20 protein-coding genes and 1 pseudogene are annotated in these 22,596 nt (G+C 45.6%); 8 read left to right on the top strand and 13 right to left on the bottom strand.

What is annotated here, in order from left to right:
* Positions 1 to 60 precede the first annotated feature (60 nt).
* The 10 genes from H6H02_RS06405 to H6H02_RS06360 form a co-directional block, all read right to left on the bottom strand.
* Positions 61 to 909, bottom strand: a complete 849-nt coding sequence (locus H6H02_RS06405) for an ABC transporter ATP-binding protein (RefSeq protein WP_190815762.1) — start codon at positions 907 to 909, stop codon at positions 61 to 63.
* A 16-nt stretch (positions 910 to 925) separates the two neighbouring features.
* Positions 926 to 1,213 (bottom strand): TIGR02450 family Trp-rich protein, encoded by a 288-nt coding sequence (locus H6H02_RS06400; protein WP_190815760.1) that lies wholly within the window; start codon positions 1,211 to 1,213, stop codon positions 926 to 928.
* A gap of 293 nt (positions 1,214 to 1,506) precedes the next feature.
* Positions 1,507 to 1,695 (bottom strand): hypothetical protein, encoded by a 189-nt coding sequence (locus H6H02_RS06395; RefSeq protein ID WP_190815758.1) that lies wholly within the window; start codon positions 1,693 to 1,695, stop codon positions 1,507 to 1,509.
* A gap of 29 nt (positions 1,696 to 1,724) precedes the next feature.
* Positions 1,725 to 2,693, bottom strand: coding sequence for a transposase (locus H6H02_RS06390; RefSeq protein ID WP_190815756.1), 969 nt, complete (start codon positions 2,691 to 2,693; stop codon positions 1,725 to 1,727).
* A complete protein-coding gene (locus H6H02_RS06385) occupies positions 2,690 to 4,651 on the bottom strand; it encodes a S9 family peptidase (RefSeq protein ID WP_190815754.1) in 1,962 nt (653 codons plus the stop codon). The genes H6H02_RS06390 and H6H02_RS06385 overlap by 4 nt, the downstream gene beginning before the upstream one ends.
* Positions 4,652 to 5,017: 366 nt before the next feature.
* A complete protein-coding gene (locus tag H6H02_RS06380) occupies positions 5,018 to 5,800 on the bottom strand; it encodes a hypothetical protein (protein ID WP_190815752.1) in 783 nt (260 codons plus the stop codon).
* Positions 5,801 to 5,949: 149 nt separating this feature from the next.
* The gene (gene truB, locus H6H02_RS06375) at positions 5,950 to 6,861 is read right to left on the bottom strand and encodes a tRNA pseudouridine(55) synthase TruB (RefSeq protein ID WP_190815750.1); all 912 of its coding nucleotides are present in this window, start codon (positions 6,859 to 6,861) and stop codon (positions 5,950 to 5,952) included.
* Positions 6,862 to 6,881: 20 nt separating this feature from the next.
* The gene (locus tag H6H02_RS06370) at positions 6,882 to 7,625 is read right to left on the bottom strand and encodes a DUF1963 domain-containing protein (protein ID WP_190815748.1); all 744 of its coding nucleotides are present in this window, start codon (positions 7,623 to 7,625) and stop codon (positions 6,882 to 6,884) included.
* Positions 7,626 to 7,632: 7 nt separating this feature from the next.
* Positions 7,633 to 9,498 carry an alpha/beta hydrolase gene (locus tag H6H02_RS06365; protein WP_242040582.1) on the bottom strand — a complete coding sequence of 622 codons (1,866 nt, stop codon included), beginning with the start codon at positions 9,496 to 9,498 and terminating at the stop codon, positions 7,633 to 7,635.
* A 34-nt stretch (positions 9,499 to 9,532) separates the two neighbouring features.
* Positions 9,533 to 12,586: a response regulator gene (locus H6H02_RS06360; RefSeq protein WP_190815746.1), complete on the bottom strand. Its 3,054-nt coding sequence runs from the start codon at positions 12,584 to 12,586 to the stop codon at positions 9,533 to 9,535.
* Positions 12,587 to 13,384: 798 nt separating this feature from the next.
* Here H6H02_RS06360 and argF point away from each other — a divergent pair.
* The 5 genes from argF to H6H02_RS06335 all read left to right on the top strand — a co-directional run bounded on the left by argF (position 13,385) and on the right by H6H02_RS06335 (position 17,444).
* Positions 13,385 to 14,305 carry an ornithine carbamoyltransferase gene (argF, locus tag H6H02_RS06355; protein WP_190815744.1) on the top strand — a complete coding sequence of 307 codons (921 nt, stop codon included), beginning with the start codon at positions 13,385 to 13,387 and terminating at the stop codon, positions 14,303 to 14,305.
* Positions 14,306 to 14,441: 136 nt separating this feature from the next.
* Entirely contained in the window at positions 14,442 to 15,080 is a 639-nt protein-coding gene (lexA, locus tag H6H02_RS06350; RefSeq protein ID WP_190815742.1) for a transcriptional repressor LexA, read from the top strand.
* Positions 15,081 to 15,349: 269 nt separating this feature from the next.
* A complete protein-coding gene (locus H6H02_RS06345; protein WP_190815987.1) occupies positions 15,350 to 16,609 on the top strand; it encodes an AmpG family muropeptide MFS transporter in 1,260 nt (419 codons plus the stop codon).
* A gap of 54 nt (positions 16,610 to 16,663) precedes the next feature.
* On the top strand, positions 16,664 to 16,888 hold the full coding sequence (locus tag H6H02_RS06340) for a hypothetical protein (protein ID WP_190816020.1): 225 nt from the start codon (positions 16,664 to 16,666) through the stop codon (positions 16,886 to 16,888).
* Position 16,889: 1 nt separating this feature from the next.
* Positions 16,890 to 17,444, top strand: a complete 555-nt coding sequence (locus H6H02_RS06335; protein ID WP_190815740.1) for a GNAT family N-acetyltransferase — start codon at positions 16,890 to 16,892, stop codon at positions 17,442 to 17,444.
* Between the two features lie 198 nt (positions 17,445 to 17,642).
* Here the strand turns inward: H6H02_RS06335 and H6H02_RS27005 are convergent.
* Positions 17,643 to 17,744 (bottom strand): annotated as a pseudogene (locus tag H6H02_RS27005) (IS1 family transposase); the annotation flags it as partial.
* Between the two features lie 1,296 nt (positions 17,745 to 19,040).
* Here H6H02_RS27005 and H6H02_RS06325 point away from each other — a divergent pair.
* A complete protein-coding gene (locus H6H02_RS06325; RefSeq protein WP_190815985.1) occupies positions 19,041 to 19,805 on the top strand; it encodes a HEAT repeat domain-containing protein in 765 nt (254 codons plus the stop codon).
* A 10-nt stretch (positions 19,806 to 19,815) separates the two neighbouring features.
* On the opposite strand, the gene H6H02_RS06320 is transcribed toward H6H02_RS06325, so the two are convergent.
* Positions 19,816 to 20,523 (bottom strand): uracil-DNA glycosylase, encoded by a 708-nt coding sequence (locus H6H02_RS06320; protein ID WP_190815736.1) that lies wholly within the window; start codon positions 20,521 to 20,523, stop codon positions 19,816 to 19,818.
* Between the two features lie 236 nt (positions 20,524 to 20,759).
* Between H6H02_RS06320 and H6H02_RS06315 the strand changes: the two genes are divergently transcribed.
* Both H6H02_RS06315 and H6H02_RS06310 read left to right on the top strand, forming a co-directional pair.
* On the top strand, positions 20,760 to 21,479 hold the full coding sequence (locus tag H6H02_RS06315) for a phosphoribosyltransferase family protein (protein WP_190815734.1): 720 nt from the start codon (positions 20,760 to 20,762) through the stop codon (positions 21,477 to 21,479).
* A 120-nt stretch (positions 21,480 to 21,599) separates the two neighbouring features.
* A complete protein-coding gene (locus H6H02_RS06310; RefSeq protein ID WP_190815732.1) occupies positions 21,600 to 21,899 on the top strand; it encodes a hypothetical protein in 300 nt (99 codons plus the stop codon).
* Between the two features lie 214 nt (positions 21,900 to 22,113).
* On the opposite strand, the gene H6H02_RS06305 is transcribed toward H6H02_RS06310, so the two are convergent.
* Positions 22,114 to 22,491 carry a VOC family protein gene (locus H6H02_RS06305; protein ID WP_190815729.1) on the bottom strand — a complete coding sequence of 126 codons (378 nt, stop codon included), beginning with the start codon at positions 22,489 to 22,491 and terminating at the stop codon, positions 22,114 to 22,116.
* Between the last annotated feature and the right edge of the window lie 105 nt (positions 22,492 to 22,596).

Raw genomic sequence — 22,596 nt, 5'->3', positions numbered from 1 at the left:
CGTCATTAGTCATTCGTCATGGGGAAGAGACTTTAAATAAAAGACGAATGACTGAATGGGTTAGTCTAGCTGGCGTCCTGTGAGTTCAACGAAAATATCTTCTAGATTGGACGGGCGAACCATCATACCAGTTTTATCCGGTGCAGCGTCAAGATAAGCGTTGGCTTGTTCCAGATTGGGAAAGAATTTATATTCCCAGCGATCTCCTTGTTGTTTCATCACCAACCCTTCGCCGTGTTTAGACCGCAGCTGTTGCAAGGTGCCAAGTTCAATCAACTGACCGGCATCCATGATACCAATGCGATCGCACAAATATTCCACCTCATCCATGTAATGCGTCGTCAGCAGCATCGTCATCCCTTGCTTATTCAAATCTCGGATAATTTCCCAGAGACGGCGGCGCGTTTGCGGATCTAGTCCCACCGTTGGCTCATCCAAAAAAAGAATAGAAGGATTATGCAATAAGGCTCTGGCAATTTGCAATCGGCGCTTCATACCGCCAGAGAGGGTTTTTACCAGGCTATCTCGCCTGTCTGCCAGTTCCATGTATTCCAGCCATCGCTCGATCTCCTGCTGTCGCTGACGATGGGGAATATGGTGCATCCGCCCATGCAGTTCCATGTTCTCCCAAACTGTTAAATCGGCATCCACGCTGATTTGTTGCAATACCACCCCAATATTTTGTTTCACCTGCAAAGGTTGTCGTACTACATCATAACCAGCGACCTCAATTTGACCCTCGCTGGGTTTTGTCAATGTAGTCAGCATCCGAATTGTGGTGGATTTTCCCGCACCATTGGGACCAAGGAGTCCAAAAATCTCTCCAGATTTAATCGTAAAGGAGAGGTCGTTAACGACGGGGACTTTGTTATAGAGTTTGCGGACGTTCTGAAGGGAAACAGCAGTCATACGTAATGATTAACAATCAAAAATTATGGATAATTAAGTTTTCTATATCTAATTCACTGTTTTCCTCATTTTTTTCCATTTCTTGTAGAGTTTGCCAGCCTGCTTGCCACTGAGAGGAGTTTTTTAGCAGCTTGGCGTTAATCCAAAAACGCACGTTCGGGTCACAGGAAGCGACCATCTCGGCAAAGACAAACTTGCCTTGGTTTTTGCGATTAACTACCTGAAAATGTCGCCATCCCCACGTTTTCTGCTGGGCTGTCCATTTGGAACCAACTAGGTAGGGGAACTTTTGCTTTTTCTGCATTTCCGATTCAATTAAATATTTTTTTCGCAAAATCCACCCAATCATCTTGCTAATTTTTTAGCGCTTCTGAATTCGGCGTTTTTGCACGGCGTCATTGGAACAAATTTGCTGTTAATTTTATGCAAGCAACAGACGGATGAAGCCGGGAAGGGTGCGATCACGTACAGCCCTTTGGGCATAAAAACAGCGAAGCGAGGCGTTAGCCTAGCGCCGACCTGTCGGTTCGCTCTCCCCATGCCTCACAAGCGCGAACCGACAGGTCGGCGCTTCGCTATCGCATTCTGCGACTGGCTTTACTCAAGTGGGTGTTTTGGACCGCTCTGGGCCAAGTAAACATTTTCTAGAGATTCTCTAGTTGTGTCGAGCTGCTCTTGTGTCGTTTCCGCTGACGATTCGACTTCGCCTTCTTCAATTTGCTGCTGAAATTCTAGCAGCGTCTCATACATTTCTTCGTTAATGTTGAATATTGGTTCGTCTGGCATGAATTACTCTCCAATTAAAAATTGTGGCTTTAAACTGTTCCCGATTCTCCCTGAGAGCTAAGTAGCGCGATCGCTTGCTGGAATTCTTCCACTGAGCTAACGGTAATTGCCTGCTTCAAAAGCTGTTTTAGCAAAGCGGGATCGTCTATTCCGTTGACGCTCTCGACAATTGGGCTAGGCACGGTTTCAAACCGCGTCTCCAGAACTTCGATGACATTCTCTCTAGAATTCTGTACGATTCCCTTGCGGATGCCTCTGCGCTCAATTGGCGTGATAAACGGCATTCTCCTTTCCTCCTCGTAACGGCTTAGTGTCTCTTCAAACCCAAACTGAAATTCCTCTGGCAACACCATCATCCACTCAATCAACCGGAACAACTCTAGGATGTTTTCCCGGCTGTAGCCTCGTCCATATAGCCCCCGAACTAGGCTCAATTTCCACTGTAACCGCCCTTCGGGATTGCGGCGCGTTGCCTGTGCTTTCAGATGAGCCATGATGATGACGGCAAAGGGATTGGCGCTTTGCTCTAAGCTTTGCCACTGCGCTTCATAGTCCAACAGTTTGACAGTGGGAAACTGCAAACTAACTCTTGCGCCCCAAATTTCGTAGTCATAGCTCTGCGGACGCCATGACGCTTGCTCGTCTGCCAACACGGCTAAGCTGGCAACTTGCCGTCGATATCGGTCAAAAAGCCGGTAATTATAGACATACATCCGCTCAGCAAAATTAGCATCGACTTTGCTTTGAACTTCGATGTGAATCAGTACCCAAGTTTCTTCGCCGTTTTGTCGCCAGACTTTTACCAGTTTATCGACCCGACGCCGCCCAAGTTCTGCATCGCGGACGACCTGTTGCAGTTCGGTGTCGAGAAATTCGTAGCCCTGCGACCAGTTGATGTCAGCATAAGCTTGCGGGAAGAAGAAAGCCATGAAATCTGTAAAATAAATCTCCAAGGCTTCCTTCCAAGGGCTGTCGTAATCAGCCTGGGGGTTGGTCATGATTCAGGAAGATTCGCGATCGCAACTGGCTCCACAGGATCGGCAAGCTCAAACTGGAAGACGCGAGAATAAAAGTAAAACTCCCCATCAATGGCACGTTTGATATTCTCTGAACGGCGGAAACCATGCTGTTCGCCCTCAAAAGGAACATAAGCGACGGGCAACCCTTTGGCACGTAGCGCCTCTACCATCATTTCAGCTTGGTTGGGCAGGACAACTTTATCTTCTAGCCCTTGAAAGAAAATAACCGGACAAGAGAGATTCTCTGTAAAGTAAATAGGCGATCGCTCCTGATAAATATCTTGCCGCTGTGGGTAAGGACCAATCAGCCGATCTAGATAGCGCGATTCAAATTTGTGGGTATCTCTGACTAGCGCCTCTAAGTCGCTAACACCGTAGTAACTCGCACCTGCCTTGAAGACATCTCGGAAAGTCAGGGCGCATAGTGTCGTGTAGCCACCCGCACTCCCACCAGCGATCGCCATCCGGTTTCCATCCACCAAGCCTTGCTGCGCCAGATACCGCGCTCCATTGACGCAATCATCTACATCCACAATCCCCCACTGCCCATCCAGCCGCTGATGGTAGGCGCGTCCATAGCCGGTGCTGCCGCCATAATTGACATCTAGATAAGCAAATCCGCGACTTGTCCAGTATTGAATCCGCAAGTTCAGCTGGCTAGAGGTGGCTGCTGTCGGCCCTCCATGGCTTTTGACGACTAAGGGTGGTAACTCACCATCGGGTGCCGTATGGTCGCGATTTTGGGGCGGATAGAAGAAGGCGTGAGCGGTTAATTCGTTCTCGGTCGGAAATTCAATTGGTTGCGGGACAGACAAATACCCGGCGTCAATTTCTAACTTACTGGAACGCTGTAACACTTCTATCTGCCGCGTCGCCATATCCATTTGGATAATCGAGCTAAATTTGGTCGGTGAGCCAGCAATGAACGCTACACGACCCGCAGATGCTTTGAGAGACGAAATCTCAGTGTAGTCCGTCTCAATTTGCTCCAGTCCTGTCTCCGTGTCGAGACTTGCCAGATGCCAAATGCCTTGCTGAGTGTAGGTGCAGATAATGCGTTCTTCAGATTCAAAGGCATAGGTAGACATCCCAAAAATCCACTGCGGAAGCCCAAATTCAGCATCCATTTCGCACAGCGGTTCAACGTCTTTTCCCCCCTTTTCTAGGTAAGGCTGGGATTGCCATCTGTAGAGATTCCACCAGCCACTGCGATCGCTAACAAAGTGTAAAATGCCATCCGGCGACCATTCTGGTTGAAAAATAGACTCATCAACGCCACCAGCAACCCGTTGGCTTTCACCCAAGGAACCATCCGCCGTCACGTTTGCAACCCATAATTCCGTCCCATCCCACGGCAGATTCGGATGATTCCAAGTTAACCAAGCCAGTTGAGAACCGTCAGGACTGAGGCGTGGAGATGAATAAAAGTCGTTTCCAGACACTAGCACCCGAATATCGTCACCATCTTTCAAGTTGATACTAATCAAGGTATTGACTGGTTCGCGATCGCCTGTAGTATGGTCTTCGCGCACAACGTACAGCCGCTGCTGTTTCTGGTCAATTACTCCATCTGCATAGCAGAAGATTCCTTCTGGTGTCAGCGGTTGCGGTTCTGCACCTAGAGTCTGCCGATAAAGGCGCTGATCCGCGAAATTGGAAAAATAAATAGTGCCATCAGCGACGCAGAAGGCACCGCCGCCGTATTCATTGACGCGGGTTCGGACGTTAAAGGGAGGTGGGGTGACATCAATGGTTTTCCCCTCTGGGGTACGTCGCACAATGACACTCCGTCCGGCTTCTGCGGGTCGCCCCTCAATCCAGTAAATATCCTCGCCATCAAGGGCAATCTGCCCCACTCCAATCGTTTCAGAAACAATTAAGTCAGAGGTGATGGGCGATTTCCAGGAACCAAAAGGTGCTACTTGTGCTTGGATCATTTATTTACTCTTATAGGGAAATATTAATGAATGTATCTACTTTAGGGTTAAATTACTTGCTTCCTAGGATTAGATTATTGGAGTTTAGTCAGTTAGTTTTCGTTCTTTAACCCGATACAAGGTTTTGGTTCCTGCATATTTAAAACCAAGCTACGGATTCAGTAATTTTGGGCACAAATAAAGTTTGTATCGAGTGAAACGTGGTATCTCTATCGCCATTTTATTTTGGTTTTGAGAGGCTGGCGGTTCAGATATCCAGCTTCTCTAAGGAGGCGAGTATCTCGTCACAAATCATTTAGGATTGTTATACAAAATTCTATATTCCTAAAATAATATAGTGATATTTTATAGGCAATAGATTAAGTTCTATTGAGGAGGAAAGTGCTGCTCATCGACAATAGCAAATTCCGAAGAAACTGAGCCGTAAGAGCGAACCTTATCAAGAATCCTCACTAATTCTCTTGAAGCTTTCCGGGTAGAAATCTTCTGACGAGACCTTTTTTGAAAATCAAACACTTCTATGGGGCCTGGTTCGCTAGGATTCTCGCAGGCAAACACTATCTCAGAAGATGAAATAAATCCTAAATAGGAATTGCTTTCAAATCCTTCGCAATTGGAAAAAGCCAATATTTTATAGCGATTGAGGGTATCTATAACCAGATGATTGACCCAAGAGTTATTTAATCCATCAAAAACATCTAATCTTAGCACTAAATATCTATCATCGGGAGAAAAAGAAACTGGATTGGCAATAACGTAGTTATGAATATTGTTACTTAAGCCTAGAATATCTTCCAGCCTTGTTGTACTTGATACTCCATTCTTTTCAATCACTAATTCTCCAATAATTTTATCAGCCGTATTGGGATTACATTTTATTATAAAGTTATCATTTTTTCGGCTGTTGACTTGACCAAATCTCCGAATATTCATATTCAGATAAACTGAATTAAGACCATTCGGTGAGGTCAACTTCTGGGATTGATAGCGAACTTGCGTAGAACCCCGACAATTTCCATTCAATCTGGTAATAATTTCCCGACTTAAAGTAGCGAAATCGGAATCTTGAGCCGATGATTTGTTAATATAGCTCAAAACAAATCCCAGAGTAATTGCAATATAAATTAACGTTGATTTTAGCGATCGCATCCGAAATTCTCTCCAAAAGCAGCTAAGTCGTTCGCAGACGGCTATCATGCTGCCAGTTCTAACTCTAAAACGATTATCCTGACAATCGGATGGCAAAGGCATCGGTGTGATCGCGCACACGAGAAAACGGGTGTTCCGATAAATGTGGCTCAAAGTGGCTCAAATACCATCAGAGGAACCAGCAGATAGCCAGTTTCTGAGGCAAGCAGGCAGCCTATGCCCAAAAAACGGTCATCTTCATCGTGAAGCCGCAACTTTCCCTCTTCAGCGTCCGTCAAGGCAGGAAAGGAAAGGGGGCGAAAAGGAATGCGCTGACCTTGGCACCAGGCTTTAGCGTCTGTTGCTTGTAAGGTGACAGCTGGGAGATGCCCCAAAGCTGCCGACGCTAGAATTGGATGAAACGTTCCTTGTTTGAGCTGTTCTTCCAATTCTTCAAAAGTCAGGCTATCTGATAGCTGGAAGCCGCTACTCTCAGTGCGAGTCAAGGCAGTAAGCGTGCCGCCAGTTGCACACGCCGAACCTAAATCGCGAGCGATCGCTCTAATATAAGTTCCAGGACCACAAGCGATCGCTACATCTAATTCGGGAAAATCTCCTTCTCGCCACTCCAATATTTCTAGCTTATAAATTTCCACCTCTCGCGCCGGAACTTCAATGATTTCACCCGCCCGTGCCCTATCGTACAGGCGTTTTCCCTCAACTTGAATGGCGCTGTAACTGGGCGGTACCTGCTGAATTTTTCCCTCAAATTGCCTTAGCGCTGCTTGCACCTGTTCTAAAGTTAATTTTGGCACTGGCTGGGCGCTGATAATTTCCCCTTCCAAGTCATCAGTCGTTGTCCTTACCCCCAGCCGAATCGTCCCCCGATAAGACTTATCCTGCCGCAAATATTGCAACAGCCGCGTCGCCTTACCCAGCGCGATTGGTAACACGCCAGTCGCAGCCGGATCTAAGGTTCCCGCGTGTCCCACGCGCTTGAGGCGCAGGAGTTTTCGCACCTTGGCGACACAATCGTGAGAAGTGAATCCAACAGGTTTATTTAAGTTAAGAAATCCTTGCATTTAATCCTATAAGTTTTTAATTAGCACTGCCACAAGAAAGCAAGTTGTTCCTTATGTTCGGGGCATTGAATGAGATATCCTATACCTGCATCTCCCCACATATGAGGAACATTTCCGTCTGATTCTAGTTGAAAAACAAACTGATTCATTGCTTGATTACAATGAGGACAATTGGGATATTCCAAACCTTGTACCCATATAGGCCACCCTGCTAACTTATCTCCTAATTGATATAATTTATTTTGAAAAAAAACATCGTCTTCTTCCTTATTTAGGTTAATTCCATATATTTCCAATTCTTGCCAATCGGGGTAATCATATATTTCTTCCCAGTTCAAAATTAATCTAGAATCGAACAAATCTTCTATTCCAGGTATTTCTACGTGTAATGGTGCCGTATTTGGTTGAATAATTCTTACAAGCTGAGTGTTTACAAAGGCTTCCCATGCACCACAATCAACCTCACAATGACAATAAGGTGGTTCATAATTGGTACAATAAAAAAATTGTAATAAACCACTGCCAAACTTTCCATTCAAGCTTTCAGGCAACTTGTCAAGATTCAGTTGCAGAAAAAACTGCATTGGCTTTTGACAATTAGGACAAGTAGGCCAAGTCTCATCGGCACTCAGCCAAGGTTTTCCAGCAAACTTTGATGCAGTTAAATCTCCATCACCTTCTTGAACGATAGGTTTCCAAGCCGAACGCCTAACACCATTTAGTTTTTGTTTCAGTTGAGCTAATTTCAAATCATCCGATTGCATATTCTATTTAAGGTGTAGGAGCAATACTTTTCGGGTAAGGCAGACCTAACCCCTCTGCTCCTTCCCCTGGCAGAAAAGGGGGAGAATTCCTCCCCTTTCCTTGCAGGGGAGGGGATGGGGGAGAGGTTAACCGAAAAGTATTGGGTGTGGGAGATGGGATTGGCTGAGCGGCAGAAGTATTGATGATTCCCTGCAATTGTTCCTCTGTCAAAGACTCAATTAAAACTAAAGGAATCTCATCTCGACTGATATATTGAGCGTAAGAAGCATTCAGGTAGCCTTGATATTCTGGCTCGTTAGAAACATAGGTTTTAAAAAAAGCTAGACTCAATGCTTTCACATATCCGAACGCAGTCACGGGATTTGGTCCCGCAACTTGCGGCGGAATTTTAACTACACCAGTGCCTTCAAATGCTTCTCCCAAAGTGGAAAAATGCGTTGCCTTTTTCATTAAAACCAGATATTTGTTGGGAGTTGTCAGCCAGGTGAAGGGTTTAATTTGTTCTGATAAAGCGGGTGCGGCGGTATCGTTACTGCTGGAAAATAACATTATCGGGACTTTGATACCACTCATCTCACTTTTTCCGAAGATGCTACTATCAACTGGATTGATCGCGATCGCTGCCTTAATTCGGTCATCCCCCAATTGATAATCAATTTGCGGCAACAGCAGCGCCCGACACTGGAGCAACAGCGACAGATTTAACGAACTATTGATAGCAGTGCAATCTTTTTCCAGGTTCTCAAAATTAATTTCTGCACCCGCCAGCGCCAACGCTGTGTAGCCGCCAAACGATTGACCAAGGACGCCGACGTTTTGCATATCTAGTCGTCCTCGATAAGTAGCTGCCAGTTGATCTAGCAAATACTTCATATCCAGAGGACGGTCAACCGCCTCGCTGGGAGGAGCCGCATCGCTTGTCAGACCGCTAATTAGAGCCTGCAACTGCTGGGAATTACTGCCTGGATGCTCTGGTAGAGCCACTGCAAATCCATGAGAAGCTAAGTGTCTCGCCAGGTAGGCATAGGACAAGCGATCGCTTCCCAACCCATGAGAAATTACAATCACGGGTGCAGCTCGTCCGCTCAACTGAGGCAGATAAACATCAACTGGGAAGGTCCGGCTGCGGCTGAGGTCATTGAGCGTCAGGGTCTGCATTTCCCAGCTTAGCGGCCCTGGTTGCTGTAAATCTCGCCCTGCGGGAATATTAGACGGTGTTGCCATTGGTGATGGCTGAAAGGGCAGCTGAGTGGATGACTGAGCTGAGATTTCAGCCAAAGCTTCCTGTTCAACGGCAGCGATCGCTCCTTGAGTTTTCTCGATCAGGTTGCTCAGCTCATCAATAATCTCAAAGCCCCGATCCGAATTAATCCGAACTGCGTAAGTCGGAAACTTACGCAGTACATTCAGTGGCGTCAGCCCTGCGGGATCGGCAGCAGCTTGAATTAAAGCAGCTCGAATTGCATAAAAACCCGGTTGAAACGCTTTTGTTTGAATAACTTCGCCGACACGCCGCAGCAGAATTTCCCCCTGCGGCGTGTAGAGAAATTGAGCCACTGCCACCGGACTAACATTCGCACGAGTTTGCAAAATCTTCCGTAACTGCTCTAGCTGTTCCGGCTTGAAAAATTGAGCATAAAACCCTAAATCCTGATTAATTTTGCCTTCCCTGGCATATTCTTCCAGCGCCGAAATCGGAAGGGATAACTGTATCGGTCCATAGGAAATAAATATTTTTTCAGCAGCCAAAACTCGAATCGGCATCAAAGTCGTTACAGAAGGTAAAACCATTCCCAGACAGAGACCTGGAAGGCTTAAAAGTAAGCGTTTAATCACGGAATTGGTAATCGGCGATGCAGGTTGCCTTGGCAACCCACTCTCTAAACATCCCCTCCTGTCGTTTTGCCTAAAATACTTCCTCGAAAGACTCAATTTCATCCCATCTTTCATCGGTTCCCCGTTTTTGAAATCTCTGACAACGTTTAACATAAAGGCTGGCCGCTTTATCTTGATTATTTTGCTCTAAGACCTTCTTGAAAATTTCCTCCGCAGAGGCATATTTTTTGCTGTAATAGAGATGAATTCCCCATTCAAAAGAGCTTCTAGTTTTGCTCTTTAGCTCTAAACTCTCTAAGATAACACCATCAAAAACTTCAAAAATAGGCGATAAATCTTTACGGCCTTTAATATTAACTTTATCCAAAAATCTATAATTGTATCGAGTGGGATCTGCTAAACCCAGCAAAGTCTTTTCACTAATAATAATAGAAGCTCCGTAGGCTTTGGTCAAATCTTCCAGACGAGACGCCAGATTCACAGCATCTGAAATCACGGTTCCTTCCATACGCTGTTCATCTCCAATCGTGCCTAGCATCAAACTGCCACTATGGATGCCAATGCCGATAGCGATAGGAGGTAAATTGCTTCTTCGGCGTTCCATATTGTACTGCGAGACTTGTTTTTGCATTTCAATCGCTGCCCGCAAAGCATCTTCAGCGCTTTCCGGAAAAAGCGCCATCACCGCATCTCCAATATATTTATCTATAAAGCCATTATTATTCCGGATAACTGGGCTTACCCGACTCAAGTAAGAATTAATAAAATTAAAATTTTCTTTGGGTGACATCACTTCTGAAAGGCTAGTAAAGTTGCGAATGTCAGAAAAGAGGATTGTCATTTCTTTCTGCACCTGGTCGCCAAGTTTTACATTAACAATACTTTCTTCTCCCAGTAGACTAATAAATTGCCGAGGCACAAATCGACCATAAGCAATATTTATTTTAGAAAGTTCAAGATGAGTCTCTATTCGCGCTATTAGTTCGTGTCTTGAAATAGGTTTAGTTAGATAATCATTGGCTCCAGAACCAAAAGTTTCTAATAAATTAGCAACGCTATGCGCTTCTGTCACAATCACAATTGGTAATTCATTCGCAGGAAAAGTTTGGCGAATTTTTTTGCAAACTTCATAGCCTGACATTTTTGGCATCATTACATCAAGTAAAATTAAGTCAGGCTTTAGACCTTGCTCAATGGCTTCTAAAGCAGCGATTCCATTTCTCGCTTGATAAACCGTATAATTTTCTAAACAGAGATAATTGTTAAGGATCTGAAGATTAACTGGATCGTCATCTACAATTAAAATTTTAAATTTTCCCTCTTGGGGTGCAGGTTGTAAATAATCTTGTAACCTTTCAAACTGAAAATTTTTAATTTCAACCTCCTTTAAACTGACTTCTTGAGAAAGCGTTTGTTGTAAAATTTCCAAATTTCCTGACATCGGTAGTGTAAAAGTAAACCACGAACCTTTTTCTAGAGTGGATTCTACCTGAATTTTGCCGCCATGCAACTCCACCAGTTGTTTGGTAACTGCAAGGCGAATACCCATCCCCACGTAAGGTCTAAGAATAGATTCTTCGGTAAGTTCAAAAGCATCAAAAATGGTATTTAATCTACTGATTGGAATGCCGATTCCGGTATCTGCAACCGTGATTTCCATGTAATCATCTGAAACCGAGGAAAAGACTTCTATACAACCTGTATTAGTGAATTTAATCGCATTACTAACTAAATTATGCAGAATTTGTTGAACTCTATTTTCATCAGCATGTACCAGTGGGGCAGTAGGTTCAATCCGATTAATCAAGCGCAAACCTTTGATATCTGCAAAAGGTTTAGCAAGGGTTAAAACTACATCGGCAATTTCTTGCATTCCTACTGGTCTGAGTTTTAACTCCAGTGTTTTATGCTTAATTTTTTCTAAATCAACAATATCGTTAACCATACTTGCTAGACGCTGACTACTTTGCAAAATCATTAACAAGTTTTGCTTTTGAATTTCCGATAGTTGTCCAGCAGCTCCCTCTACAAGAGAGTCAGCAATACCGATTATTCCATCTAAAGGATTCTTTAGTTCTTGAGAAGTATTGGCTAAAAATTCATCCTTTAGTTGATTGATTTGTAATAAATCTTTGTTTTTAGATTCTAGACTTTGGGCATAATCTCGTATTTCCGCTACCATCGAATTAAAGGCATCGGCCAGCAGTCCTAGCTCATCTTTGCTTTTAACATCTATACAAATGTCAAAGTTGCGATCGCATACTTTTTGGGCACCTTCTAATAATTTTTCGATAGGGCTTCCCAACCACCGCGCCAGCAAAAATGCGACCAGCATTGACATGATTAAACTAATACCAATAATACTGATACAAATGGATTGTAATTTATAGATTTGATTGATTTCGTTAGTACCGTCATACTCTAAAACTAAAACCGCAATAACATTATCTGCTTCATCTTTAATAGGAATAGCTGCTTTTAGAAAAGTCCCCATTTCATCCGTATAGAATTTTCTGCCCGCTTGTGCCTCCCCCTCAAAAGCTTGTTGTAGTTCTTTTTGGTCAGTCGCATATAAATTTCCAATTGATTTTTCTTTATGATCTAGTGTGTTTTTGGAATTGGCATGAGCCAGAAATTTGACAATTTGATATTCTGGTGATTCTGGGATACTAACGATAAGGTAGGTTGAGCGAATAAGCGGAATCTTCTCTTTAACTTCCGGTGCTTGTCTCAGAAATCTCACTGGAAATACTTTTCTTCGGCTACTACTTCTAATTTTTGTCAAAACTTGCACAAGGTCTTGATAATCCTGAGATTGCATAGCTTCTTGGGCAATTTTAGGCAGTAAGGAAGCAGTGATTTCTCCAGATTCTAGCGTGCCGATTTTTTGGCTACTAGGCAGAGACTTTTTTTCAATAGACTGGCGAAGCCGTTGAATCGTTTCTTGTTTGTCTTGCTCCAACAGAGATGCTCCTTGACGACCTACATCTTTAAGTCGCTCTGACATCTGGTTTAAAACAATTTGGTTTGTTTTTGAGTAGAAAAAATAAACGCTAGTGCTAGTGACTCCAACTGAAAGAAGCGAGATAGCTAGCCCTATTTTCACCGCGAAGGGAAATTTCATATTCACAATTCTATAAAATTATATTTCTGTAATATTTCCAACCATTTTCCTGGCTAAACGATTACTTTGGTAAATATACTTGTTCAGCTTAATTGATCAGCTTAAGGTTCTACTAAAAATTTTAAGTGTAACAAACCTAAGCGGCATATATGAGTTTGTTAATTCTTGCAACCTATTTTCTGGGTAGGGAGACCAGGCTGAGCATTTCGCTCAATTTTTTCCTAGGATGAGAGAAAGGGAACCTTCAGCATACCGACACCTTTATCATGGTTTGTTTTGTCTTTATTGCGGTTTATTTCTCGTTTAAAAAAAGATTTTTCGAGAGTTAGGGGTAAAAGAGACTGGGAAAATATAATTTGGAATTTGCAACTCTTTATTAAGCTGCTGGAGCAGAAAAAACATTTACCCTTGAAACTCGTTAACTTCTGCAAAAATGGGTTGCTGACCGGAAGGTTTTCCTCCTGATGTGGTTGAAAACACTCCTAGTGACTCATGGACTTGTCTCTACGATTCCTCAAAGGCTATCCAAAGCTCCTGAAACCCTTGAAAAATCGTAGGTTTGGTTAAGTTGACAAAACCCAAAAAACTTTACCAGTGCTGGGTTTGGTGAAATTAACCTAGCTTACACATCCGAGATTTAGATAGTCTTTCAGCTACAATCCTCTGCCACAGATAAGTCGATAAAAATCTGGTAGGGTTTTAAAACGGTATAACAAGAGCTAAGTAGAGTCAAAACGACGCGATCTGTTAGGACTCACGCTGCGGGAACGCATTTCACTTCACTCATCGGGGATAAAAATGGAAGCATTGAAAGGACGAGATCTCCTAAGTCTGGCAGACCTCAGTGCTGAGGAAATGAAAGAACTTTTGGATTTGGCAGCCCAGCTGAAGACGCATCAGCTCAGTTTGCGCTGTAATAAGGTGTTAGGGCTGTTGTTTTATAAAGCGTCTACACGGACTCGCGTCAGCTTTTCAGTGGCAATGTACCAGCTAGGCGGTCAGGTGATAGACCTTAATCCTAATGTTACCCAGGTGAGCCGGGGAGAACCGTTGGTGGATACAGCACGGGTGTTGGATCGCTATCTAGACATCCTAGCGATTCGGACATTTGAGCAGGAGGATCTGCAATCTTTTGCGAACTATGCCAAAATTCCGATTATCAATGCGCTGTCAGATTTAGAACATCCCTGTCAGGTTTTAGCTGATTTGTTAACTGTTCAAGAGTGCTTTGGAACGCCAGATGGGCTGACCTTGACTTATCTGGGAGATGGCAATAATATGGCGAACTCGCTGCTTTTGGGCTGCGCGTTGATGAGGATGAATGTGAGAATTGCTACACCTGCGGAGTATCAACCCGATGAGGCAATTGTCGAGCAAGCGAAAAAGATTGCTCAGGGGAACACAGAGGTGACAATTACTAACGATCCCGAAGCTGCCGCTAAAGGTGCCCACGTGCTTTATACCGATGTTTGGGCAAGTATGGGACAAGAGGAACAGGCGAATGCCAGAATTCCAATTTTTCAACCTTACCAGGTGAATGAGCAGCTGTTAAGTATTGCCGATCCTGATGCAATTGTACTGCATTGTTTACCGGCTCATCGGGAGGAAGAAATTACCGATGCTGTCATGGAAGGTTCTCAGTCGCGGGTTTGGGATCAGGCAGAAAACCGAATGCACGCGCAGAAAGCTTTGTTGGTGAGTCTTTTAGGAGCAGATTAACAATTTGCTAATTACGGATGACAAATGGCGAATGACTAATTGTTTCAAAATCATTCGTCATTAGCTACTGGACAGACGAAGATTTTAGTAGTACGAATGTTCTATAGGACGTAGATTAGTATTCCCCTATTGTTTTATGGAACCCTTAACTGATGCTCAGCAGCAACTTTATAATTGGCTGGTGGAATATATCAGTCAATATCAACACGCGCCTTCAATTCGGCAGATGATGCGGGCAATGGAACTGAAGTCGCCTGCGCCAGTTCAGAGCCGCCTGGAACACTTGCGTGCGAAAGGCTATATTGACTGGACGGAAGGAAAAGCCCGCACGATTAGGATTGTACGCTCTGGTACGGGTGGAGTGCCGGTTTTAGGAGCGATCGCTGCCGGTGGTCTTGTTGAACCTTTTACTGATACGGTCGAACAGCTGGATTTGGCTTCCCTGTTTCGTCAGCCAGATTATTATGCTCTCCGGGTGATCGGAGACAGCATGATTGATGACCAAATTGCCGAAGGCGATATGGTCATCATGCGACCCGTACCCGAACCGGATCGGGTGAAAAATGGCACGATTGTGGCAGCACGAGTCGAAGGACACGGGACGACTTTGAAACGCTATCACCGTCAGGGAGAGCAAATTACGCTCAAACCAGCGAATACCAAATACGACCCCATTAAGGTAAAGGCGAACCAAGTGGAGGTACAAGGTATATTGGTCGGTGTCTGGCGCGGCTATGAGTTTGCTGCCATGAAATCGGGATCTCGAAGGCGATAACATTCTTCGTGTTCCCCTTATCGAAGTCTCCGGGAAAAGGTTTCTCTCTATGGGATGATGTCTCAATACTAAAAGAGCCATTCTCCTGAGTCATTAGGGATTGGAGAAACGGCAATTGGTAATTGGTAATTGGTAATTCATACAAGGCATTACCGATTACCGATTACCCACTAGCAAGGACAACAAACTAATGACTAAAAGTTCGTAAGGAGCCTTTGTCAGCCGTGAAAGCAACCCAATCTTTTTTTCAAGTTTTTCAAAGCCGCAAGATGGCGGCTCTTTTGTTTCTGGGCTTTGCGTCAGGTTTGCCCTTGTTCTTGACGAGTAAGACTTTGCAAGCCTGGATGACAGTCGAGAACGTGAATTTAAGCGCGATTGGGTTGTTCAGCTTGGTAGGTTTGCCCTATTCGCTCAAGTTTATTTGGTCGCCCTTACTCGACCGCTTTGTGCCGCCGTTTCTGGGGCGTCGTCGTGGCTGGCTAGTTCTAACGCAAGGGGCATTGTTGTTAGCGATCGCAGCAATGGCGCTCCAAAAGCCCTCGCAAGCTTTGCAACTGTTAGCCGTCAATGCTTTACTCATTGCCTTTTTCAGTGCGACTCAAGACATCGCCGTTGACGCCTATCGCACTGATGTCTTGGAAGAACGGGAAATGGGAGCCGGGGCAGCGATTTTTGTTTTAGGGTATCGCGTTGCCTTGCTGATTACGGGTGGTTTGGCGCTGATTTTCGCAGAAAAATTGTCTTGGCCTACAGTTTACTTGTTGATGTCGCTGTTGATGGCAATTGGCTTCGTGAGTTCAATTTGGGCACCGGAACCCATACAGCGCGATCGCCCACCCGATTCCTTATCAGAAGCGGTGTCTTTGCCATTTATTGAATTCTTCCAACGCAATGGTCAGAGCCAAGGATTTTTGATTCTAGTTTTTATTGTTCTCTACAAACTGGGTGACGCGCTCGTTAATAATATGTCCACGCCCTTTTTGTTGGAGAAGACTGGCTTAAACTTCTCTTCCGCAGAAGTTGGTGCAATTCAGGGCGGCATGGGATTACTGGCAAGCATTGTTGGCGCTCTTTCAGGCGGTGCAATTCTCAGCAAAATCGGTATTAATCGCTCACTTTGGGTATTTGGTGCTTTGCAAGCAGTGAGTAATTTTACTTATTTCCTCCTTGCACAAGTCGGGAAAAATTATCAGTTACTTGTACTGACCATTAATATTGAAAACTTTTGTGCTGGACTCGGAAACGCCGCTTTTGTAGCCTTTTTGATGAGTCTTTGTAACCAGCGCTTCTCAGCAACCCAGTATGCTTTACTCTCTAGTTTGATGGCAGTCAGCCGTGATATTTTAGTTGCTCCCGCGGGTCGAATCGCAGAAGCCACAGGTTGGCCTTCCTTTTTCCTAATTAGCATCGCTGCTGCCTTGCCTGGATTACTTCTGCTGCCCATCTTTGCTCCCTGGAATCCGCGTTCCGTGCCAGAAATCCCTCGAGAGGTACTAGATGATGAAGACGATGACTCTCAACAGTTGTAGGATAGAAATAGAGAGCTTAACAAATCTTAAGCACAATTCTTAGAATCTTTTGCTATGGCTATCTTTCGTCAGTATATTGCTCCCTTGATCGCGGTGTTAATCTTTTTTGTGGCGCTGGTGGCAGTTAGCGCCCGCATCTTTTTACCCTCTGATATGGCAGCACCCGCACCTATTGAGGAAGTTGATCCCCCTGGGGAACACGCTCAGGCACCGGCATCTGATTTTGGCTTGGGAATGATGGATTTAGGATTGATCTCCGATCTAAAATCGATAGTCTAAAATGCCTTGTCTGTTATTGCCGGGGTATCAGCTGCGCGAAGGATCGAGTCTGAATCGAGCAAGTCTCGTGAAATTCATGCAGCTGACTTACCAGGAACTTTTTCCAGAACAAAAAGATTTTTCTCATCTCGCTGAAACGGTTGAGCAATACTTTTCTAAAAAAACGCCTTTGTGGTGGGTTGAACTAAAGGAAGAAGGAGGAATAAAAAAGGAAGAAACAGATTCTTCAATCCCTGGCTCATCCGTTCATCATCCTTCAATTCATCCTTCCCAAGTAGCTTGTCTTTGGCTGGGGAATGCCGTGGATCAGGTGACAGGCGATCGCCATGCCCACATTTTTTTACTTTATGTTTTGCCAGAATACCGGCGACGTGGTATAGGAAAAGCTTTGGTCAATTATGCCGAAGACTGGGCGAGGGCAAGAGGCGATCGCCAAATGGGTCTGCAAGTCTTTCAAACCAATCAACCCGCGTTGAATCTCTACCGCAGCCTCGGCTACCAAACCCAGTCGTTGTGGATGCTGAAACCGCTGTTTCCTGCGATACCGGAGCCATAAGAACCGGAGCCATAAGGAAGACCAACAAAGCTATTTTTTGTTGGGTCGTCCAAAACCTTTTGCCGGTTTCTTACCTTTCCCCTTAGAAGCTTTTTCAGGTACGGTAGGCACGCTGTCCGTCTTTTCTGTCTTTGGCGATTCCTGAGCTTCAGACGTTACAGAAGCCTGCTTCTGCGCCTCGGCTTCTTCAACAGCATCAGCGGCAACAAACTGTTTCCCACAGTCTTTACAAACATATCTTTGCTTGTTTTTATAGTGCCCATTTTTCCGAATCTCAGGAGCGCCGCATTTGGGACAGATAATCTGAGGTGTCTCCAATTCTGGGACAGATGGGGCAGGTGCTGGTGCTGATTCTGGTGCTGATTCTACAGCCTGTTCGTTCTGGTCGTCTGCTTCTGGTTGCTGGTTAAAAACAGATACCACCGCCTCAAGCGCCGATGCGGCTCTATCTAATAGAGTCGGCTGAGGGGCGTCTGGTTCATCTTTGGGAGCGATCGCTTCCTCCGACGACTCAGCAGCCGTCTCCTCAGCGGGTTGGGTTGGCACTGGAGTTTCGGCGGTTGGAGTTTCGGTTTCGACTTCCGATTGCCTGGGGATCTGTTCGACGGGAGCGGGTGTAGCCGCTGATGTTTCGGCTTCGACTTCTGGAGGAGCTGGTTCTACAGCAGGCTCTTTTTGCTCGGCATCTGCCTGGTCGAAAACAGATACTACTGCCTGAAGCGCCGCCGCCGCCCTGTCTAATAGAGAGGGTTGTTGGGTATCTTTTTGGGTATCTTCTGGTTCCTCTATCGGCGCGATCGCTTCCTCTGGCGACCCAGCCTCAGCAACAGGCGTCTCCTCAGTCGGAGCTGATACTTCCGGTGCCGTCGTTGGAGCTTTAGAGATGGCTTCTGGAAGGGCGCTGGGCGTCTCCTCAACGGGTTCGGGTACGGGGGCAACTTCCCTCTCTGGAACCGAACTGGACGGTGGCTCAACTTCCGGTGCCGCGACAGAGGTTGGAGCCGTAGAACTCGCGTCTACTGGCTTCTCCCAACCAGGTACTGGAGGGGCAGGCTTCCATTTGGGGTCAGGCTGGGGAATTTTGAATGCTATAATTTCCGGCGGTTGCGATCGCGTGGGTTTGGCAGGAGCCAGTCGGCTGATGCGATCGCCGAGATTTTCCGCGATCGCATAGGTCACGGGAAGCACCGTCGGTTTCGACACTGCCTCTTGCACTAACCCGGTAACGTGTTCCGACGGATCGGGGGCAACTTCAGAAGCAGGCAGAGGGGCAGATGGCACTGACAGTGATAAATTGACCGGCGGCAATGGCATCACCGGCTGCTGATGAGATGGATGGGTTGGTCCCAAGGCGGGAACGAATCGAATGGAACGAACCATCCGGCGATATGGCTCTAGGTGGTCTGTCACATTATTCCCCCGATTATCAAGCATCACAATAGAAGGCTCTTGGTGTCGTGTACTATACCAAATTCAACTTTTTGATCGGGTCAAGCAACTCATAATGTTAGTTTTCTTAACTTTCGAGCCTCTCTCAAGCAGGCATTGCCAGTAGAGACTAGAGGAATGGGAGCGGTAGTGGTACTTTATTCAAATATGTATGACGACGATGACGATTTGAGCTTACTCGATCCAGAGATAGACCTAGAAAGCCCCCTGGATCAAATAGAGCCGCTTGATGCCGACGAGGAGAGCCAGCCTAAACCAGATCCAGAAGCAATGCTGGCACTGTTAACGGCTCCTGGAACGCAGCAACGGATGCTAGCAGCCCGAGCCTTTTGCGAACTCCAGGATGAACGGGCGATTCCTCATTTAATTCGCTTGCTGAGTGACCCTTGCCCGTTGGTGCGGGTCAGTGCTGCTTATGGGCTAGGGCGCAATCCCAGTTCTACCGCTGTAGTGCCATTGATTACCCAGCTCAACAACGATTGGAATGGTTACGTCCGCAAAGGCGTTGTTTGGGCTTTGGGAAACTGCCGCGATCGCCGCTCGTTAGAACCCCTTACCGACGCCTTGAAAACCGATATTTCTGCCGTGCGTCTGTGGGCCGCTAGTGGGTTAGCTCAAATGGCTGAACTGGGCTACGAAGCCATTGTGGCATCCATTCCACCTTTGATTGAAGCTTTAAGGCAAGACCCGATCGCCGCAGTCCGTAGCAACTGTGCCTGGTCGTTAGGACAACTCTGCCGCGAAATGCCTTCTAATGCTGTCTACGCCGGTGCCATTGATGGATTAATTGAGGCATTCGCAGAGGATGAAGAGATGGGTGTCCGAGAAGATGCAAAAGCTGCGCTTTTGAGAGTCGGCGATCCCAGAGGTCTTCAGCTGATTGAAACCTTAGAACAGGAAGGACTGGTGTAAACCGACAAAATTACGCTGGAGAACTGCGGATTTCATCCAACTTTGCCCGTACTGCTTGAATATCCTGCCACATCAACCATTTGGGGCTGCCCGCTTCACGGGCAGGATTCCGTAGCAGGTAGGCTGGGTGCAGAATCGGCATACACAGGCGTCCTTCCCACTCCATCCAGGTGCCGCGAATTTTAGTAATGCCTCTTTTATCGCCAGTTAATCCTTTCACTGCTGTAGCGCCCGTTAATAGGATAATTTTCGGGTCTACCATGCGAATCTGTTCCAACAGATACGGTTTGCAAGCGGCGATTTCATCGGGAGTGGGAACCCGATTGGCGGGAGGACGACACTTATTAATATTGGCGATGTAGACATCCTGTTCTACATCTAGCTGCACCGACGCGAGTATTTTATCTAGCAACTGACCCGATTTACCGACAAATGGCTCGCCTTTTTCGTCTTCATGTTGACCGGGCGCTTCCCCCACAATCATGATGGGTGCCTGGAGATTGCCACGTCCAACTACGGCGTTTGTGCGGGTTTCTCCCAATCGACAGCGATAGCATTGGTTGCAATGCTCAGCCATCTGAGCCATTGTTTGATAAGTGCCAGCAGGAATGGGAATTTTGGCACTTGTTGGAATCAGTTCTAGTGCTTGAGGCTGGGGGGTGGCAGATTCGCTAATCCCTGAGGTGTCAAAAAGGCTGAGTTGGTCTTCGCTGGGCATGAATTTGGCAGCTAGTCTATTGTTTTTCCGAAATAATCCTAACAATATTGACACTCCCCACGGCTAGAAGCTAAAGGATTTTTGCTTCTCTAAGCTTCCGGTTACTCTCAGACTGCAAGTAGCTTCACACTTTGCCTTGGATAGTTCATACTTTGGATGGACTCTCGATTCCTGCCTTATCTGGCGAAAATCAGCCATTATAGAGGCGAGCGCACTGCCAACTTCTGGAGGGTGCCATGTCATCTGTTCCAATTTTCCGCGATCGCATTACTGCCGGTGAGCAGCTAGCTCAACTTATTCTGGCAGAGATTAAGCAGCTCCAGGCTCAAGGATTGAGCGTTCAGCCTATCGTTTATGCACTGCCTCGCGGCGGCATTCCGGTGGCTGTGCCGGTAGCACGCTGTCTCGGTTGCCCGGTGGATATCGTTGTCGCTAAAAAAATTACCCGTCCCGAAAACCCAGAACTAGCGATTGGTGCCGTGACGTCAGATGGGCACGTTATCTGGTACCAGGCAAAGCGATCGCGTAAAGATCAAGAAAATAATCAGCTACGGGAAGCGGCGCTGCACCAAGCCCAAGAAAAAGCGGCGGCGCTATACAGTCAGCTTTCCCCTAGTTGCTTATCTGTGAGTCCTCGCGGTGCGATCGCTATTTTAATTGACGATGGCATCGCCACCGGCATGACAATGGCAGCCGCCGCTTATGCTTTGAAAGCCCAAGAACCCGCTGCGGTTTGGGTTTGCAGCCCGGTAGCACCGATAGGATTGGGCGATTGGCTATTATCTTGGAGCGATCGCGTGATTATCCTCCAGACTCCCGATCCATTCCTCAGTGTCAGCCGCTTCTATGAGGAGTTTCCCCAAGTTGAGACACAAGAAGCGATCGCTGATTTGCAACAGCACAATCGGCAGATTTTCCCTGGAACTCCCCCGCCAGATGCGCCTCTGAGCAGATAGCCAAACGGTTTAATTTTGATTATCTTAAGCTATAGTCCCGTATTGATATTTTTTATTAACGATGAACTAACAGTTAATGCCTCATCGTTAATGGCTCTTTTAACAACTAACAACTGATCGATGAGACCTTTACAATTTTGGTGGCGCACCTTAGTTTTTTCTAGTCAATACAATCCACCTTTGTTTATCGAGTTGCTAATGACCGGGTTATCTATCGGTTTACTGATGAGCTGGGAAGTTACCAGAGATTGGCCTTATCTAGTTTTAAGTTCAAGCTTCGCAATCGGAGCTGCGACGTCAATGTGGGTACGTGAAACTCTCATGCCCTCGCCCCATTTGCGAATCATGCAGATTCTCTCCATCCTCTTACTCATTTATAGTTTTTGTAGCTTTTCGGATTTAGCCGTTTACCTACAGTAATCCTGTTTTTAAATTTGGATTTTGGAATCTGAATAAAATCTAAATTTTCACACTATCTAATGATTTTAAATAAATTATCAAGCAATGTATCTACATCCTTGAAAAATTAGCTACGTAGGTAGAAGCAATGAAATTAAAGATGTTTGGAAGTTGGGAAAACTCTAGAAAAAACAACAGATGCATCGGTTAGGCAATGCCCTGAGAGTCATAAATCCTAACAAATAGCAAATGCCTGGTGAAGAATTAACCGATTCCCGAGGGGATCGTAAGCATAGATTTCTCTACCGTGAGAAGCGATAAAAATTTCTCCAGGTGGTGGGTATCCGAGGGCAGTTAGGTGAGAAATTGCCCCTTCCAAATCAGTCACTTCTAAACACAAACTCATTCCACTTTTAGTAGATTCAAACTCGGAAACGTGCGTTTCTTTAGGTCGAAAGATTCCTAATCGCAATCCAGACAATTGAAATTCAGCGTAAATAGTTGGAATGTATGGATTCGGATTTTGGTTGAGCAAATTGGTATAGAAAGGCACCAAAAGTTCAAGGTCAACGGTTGCCAAAGTGACAAGTGCAGTGGTGCATTGGAAAATCATATTTGTTATTAATCGCTTGGATAAAAGATTAAATTTTTATAAATTGGATTTTTGAGAGATAGTCAATAACCTATCTAGAGACAGGTGAAAATAAACTAACAAAAA

Source organism: Coleofasciculus sp. FACHB-1120 (assembly GCF_014698845.1).
In the GTDB taxonomy this organism is placed as follows: domain Bacteria; phylum Cyanobacteriota; class Cyanobacteriia; order Cyanobacteriales; family FACHB-T130; genus FACHB-T130.
Note: the sequence above shows the minus strand (reverse complement) of the source record. Positions and strands in the feature narration are given on the sequence as shown.

Bases quoted from the DNA above. Each gene is read 5' to 3' on its own strand.
- H6H02_RS06405 (WP_190815762.1), bottom strand. From the start codon at position 909: ATGACTGCTGTTTCCCTTCAGAACGTCCGCAAACTCTATAACAAAGTC.
- H6H02_RS06400 (WP_190815760.1), bottom strand. From the start codon at position 1,213: ATGCAGAAAAAGCAAAAGTTCCCCTACCTAGTTGGTTCCAAATGGACA.
- H6H02_RS06395 (WP_190815758.1), bottom strand. From the start codon at position 1,695: ATGCCAGACGAACCAATATTCAACATTAACGAAGAAATGTATGAGACG.
- H6H02_RS06390 (WP_190815756.1), bottom strand. From the start codon at position 2,693: ATGACCAACCCCCAGGCTGATTACGACAGCCCTTGGAAGGAAGCCTTG.
- H6H02_RS06385 (WP_190815754.1), bottom strand. From the start codon at position 4,651: ATGATCCAAGCACAAGTAGCACCTTTTGGTTCCTGGAAATCGCCCATC.
- H6H02_RS06380 (WP_190815752.1), bottom strand. From the start codon at position 5,800: ATGCGATCGCTAAAATCAACGTTAATTTATATTGCAATTACTCTGGGA.
- truB (WP_190815750.1), bottom strand. From the start codon at position 6,861: ATGCAAGGATTTCTTAACTTAAATAAACCTGTTGGATTCACTTCTCAC.
- H6H02_RS06370 (WP_190815748.1), bottom strand. From the start codon at position 7,625: ATGCAATCGGATGATTTGAAATTAGCTCAACTGAAACAAAAACTAAAT.
- H6H02_RS06360 (WP_190815746.1), bottom strand. From the start codon at position 12,586: ATGAAATTTCCCTTCGCGGTGAAAATAGGGCTAGCTATCTCGCTTCTT.
- argF (WP_190815744.1), top strand. From the start codon at position 13,385: ATGGAAGCATTGAAAGGACGAGATCTCCTAAGTCTGGCAGACCTCAGT.
- lexA (WP_190815742.1), top strand. From the start codon at position 14,442: ATGGAACCCTTAACTGATGCTCAGCAGCAACTTTATAATTGGCTGGTG.
- H6H02_RS06345 (WP_190815987.1), top strand. From the start codon at position 15,350: ATGGCGGCTCTTTTGTTTCTGGGCTTTGCGTCAGGTTTGCCCTTGTTC.
- H6H02_RS06340 (WP_190816020.1), top strand. From the start codon at position 16,664: ATGGCTATCTTTCGTCAGTATATTGCTCCCTTGATCGCGGTGTTAATC.
- H6H02_RS06335 (WP_190815740.1), top strand. From the start codon at position 16,890: ATGCCTTGTCTGTTATTGCCGGGGTATCAGCTGCGCGAAGGATCGAGT.
- H6H02_RS06325 (WP_190815985.1), top strand. From the start codon at position 19,041: ATGTATGACGACGATGACGATTTGAGCTTACTCGATCCAGAGATAGAC.
- H6H02_RS06320 (WP_190815736.1), bottom strand. From the start codon at position 20,523: ATGCCCAGCGAAGACCAACTCAGCCTTTTTGACACCTCAGGGATTAGC.
- H6H02_RS06315 (WP_190815734.1), top strand. From the start codon at position 20,760: ATGTCATCTGTTCCAATTTTCCGCGATCGCATTACTGCCGGTGAGCAG.
- H6H02_RS06310 (WP_190815732.1), top strand. From the start codon at position 21,600: ATGAGACCTTTACAATTTTGGTGGCGCACCTTAGTTTTTTCTAGTCAA.
- H6H02_RS06305 (WP_190815729.1), bottom strand. From the start codon at position 22,491: ATGATTTTCCAATGCACCACTGCACTTGTCACTTTGGCAACCGTTGAC.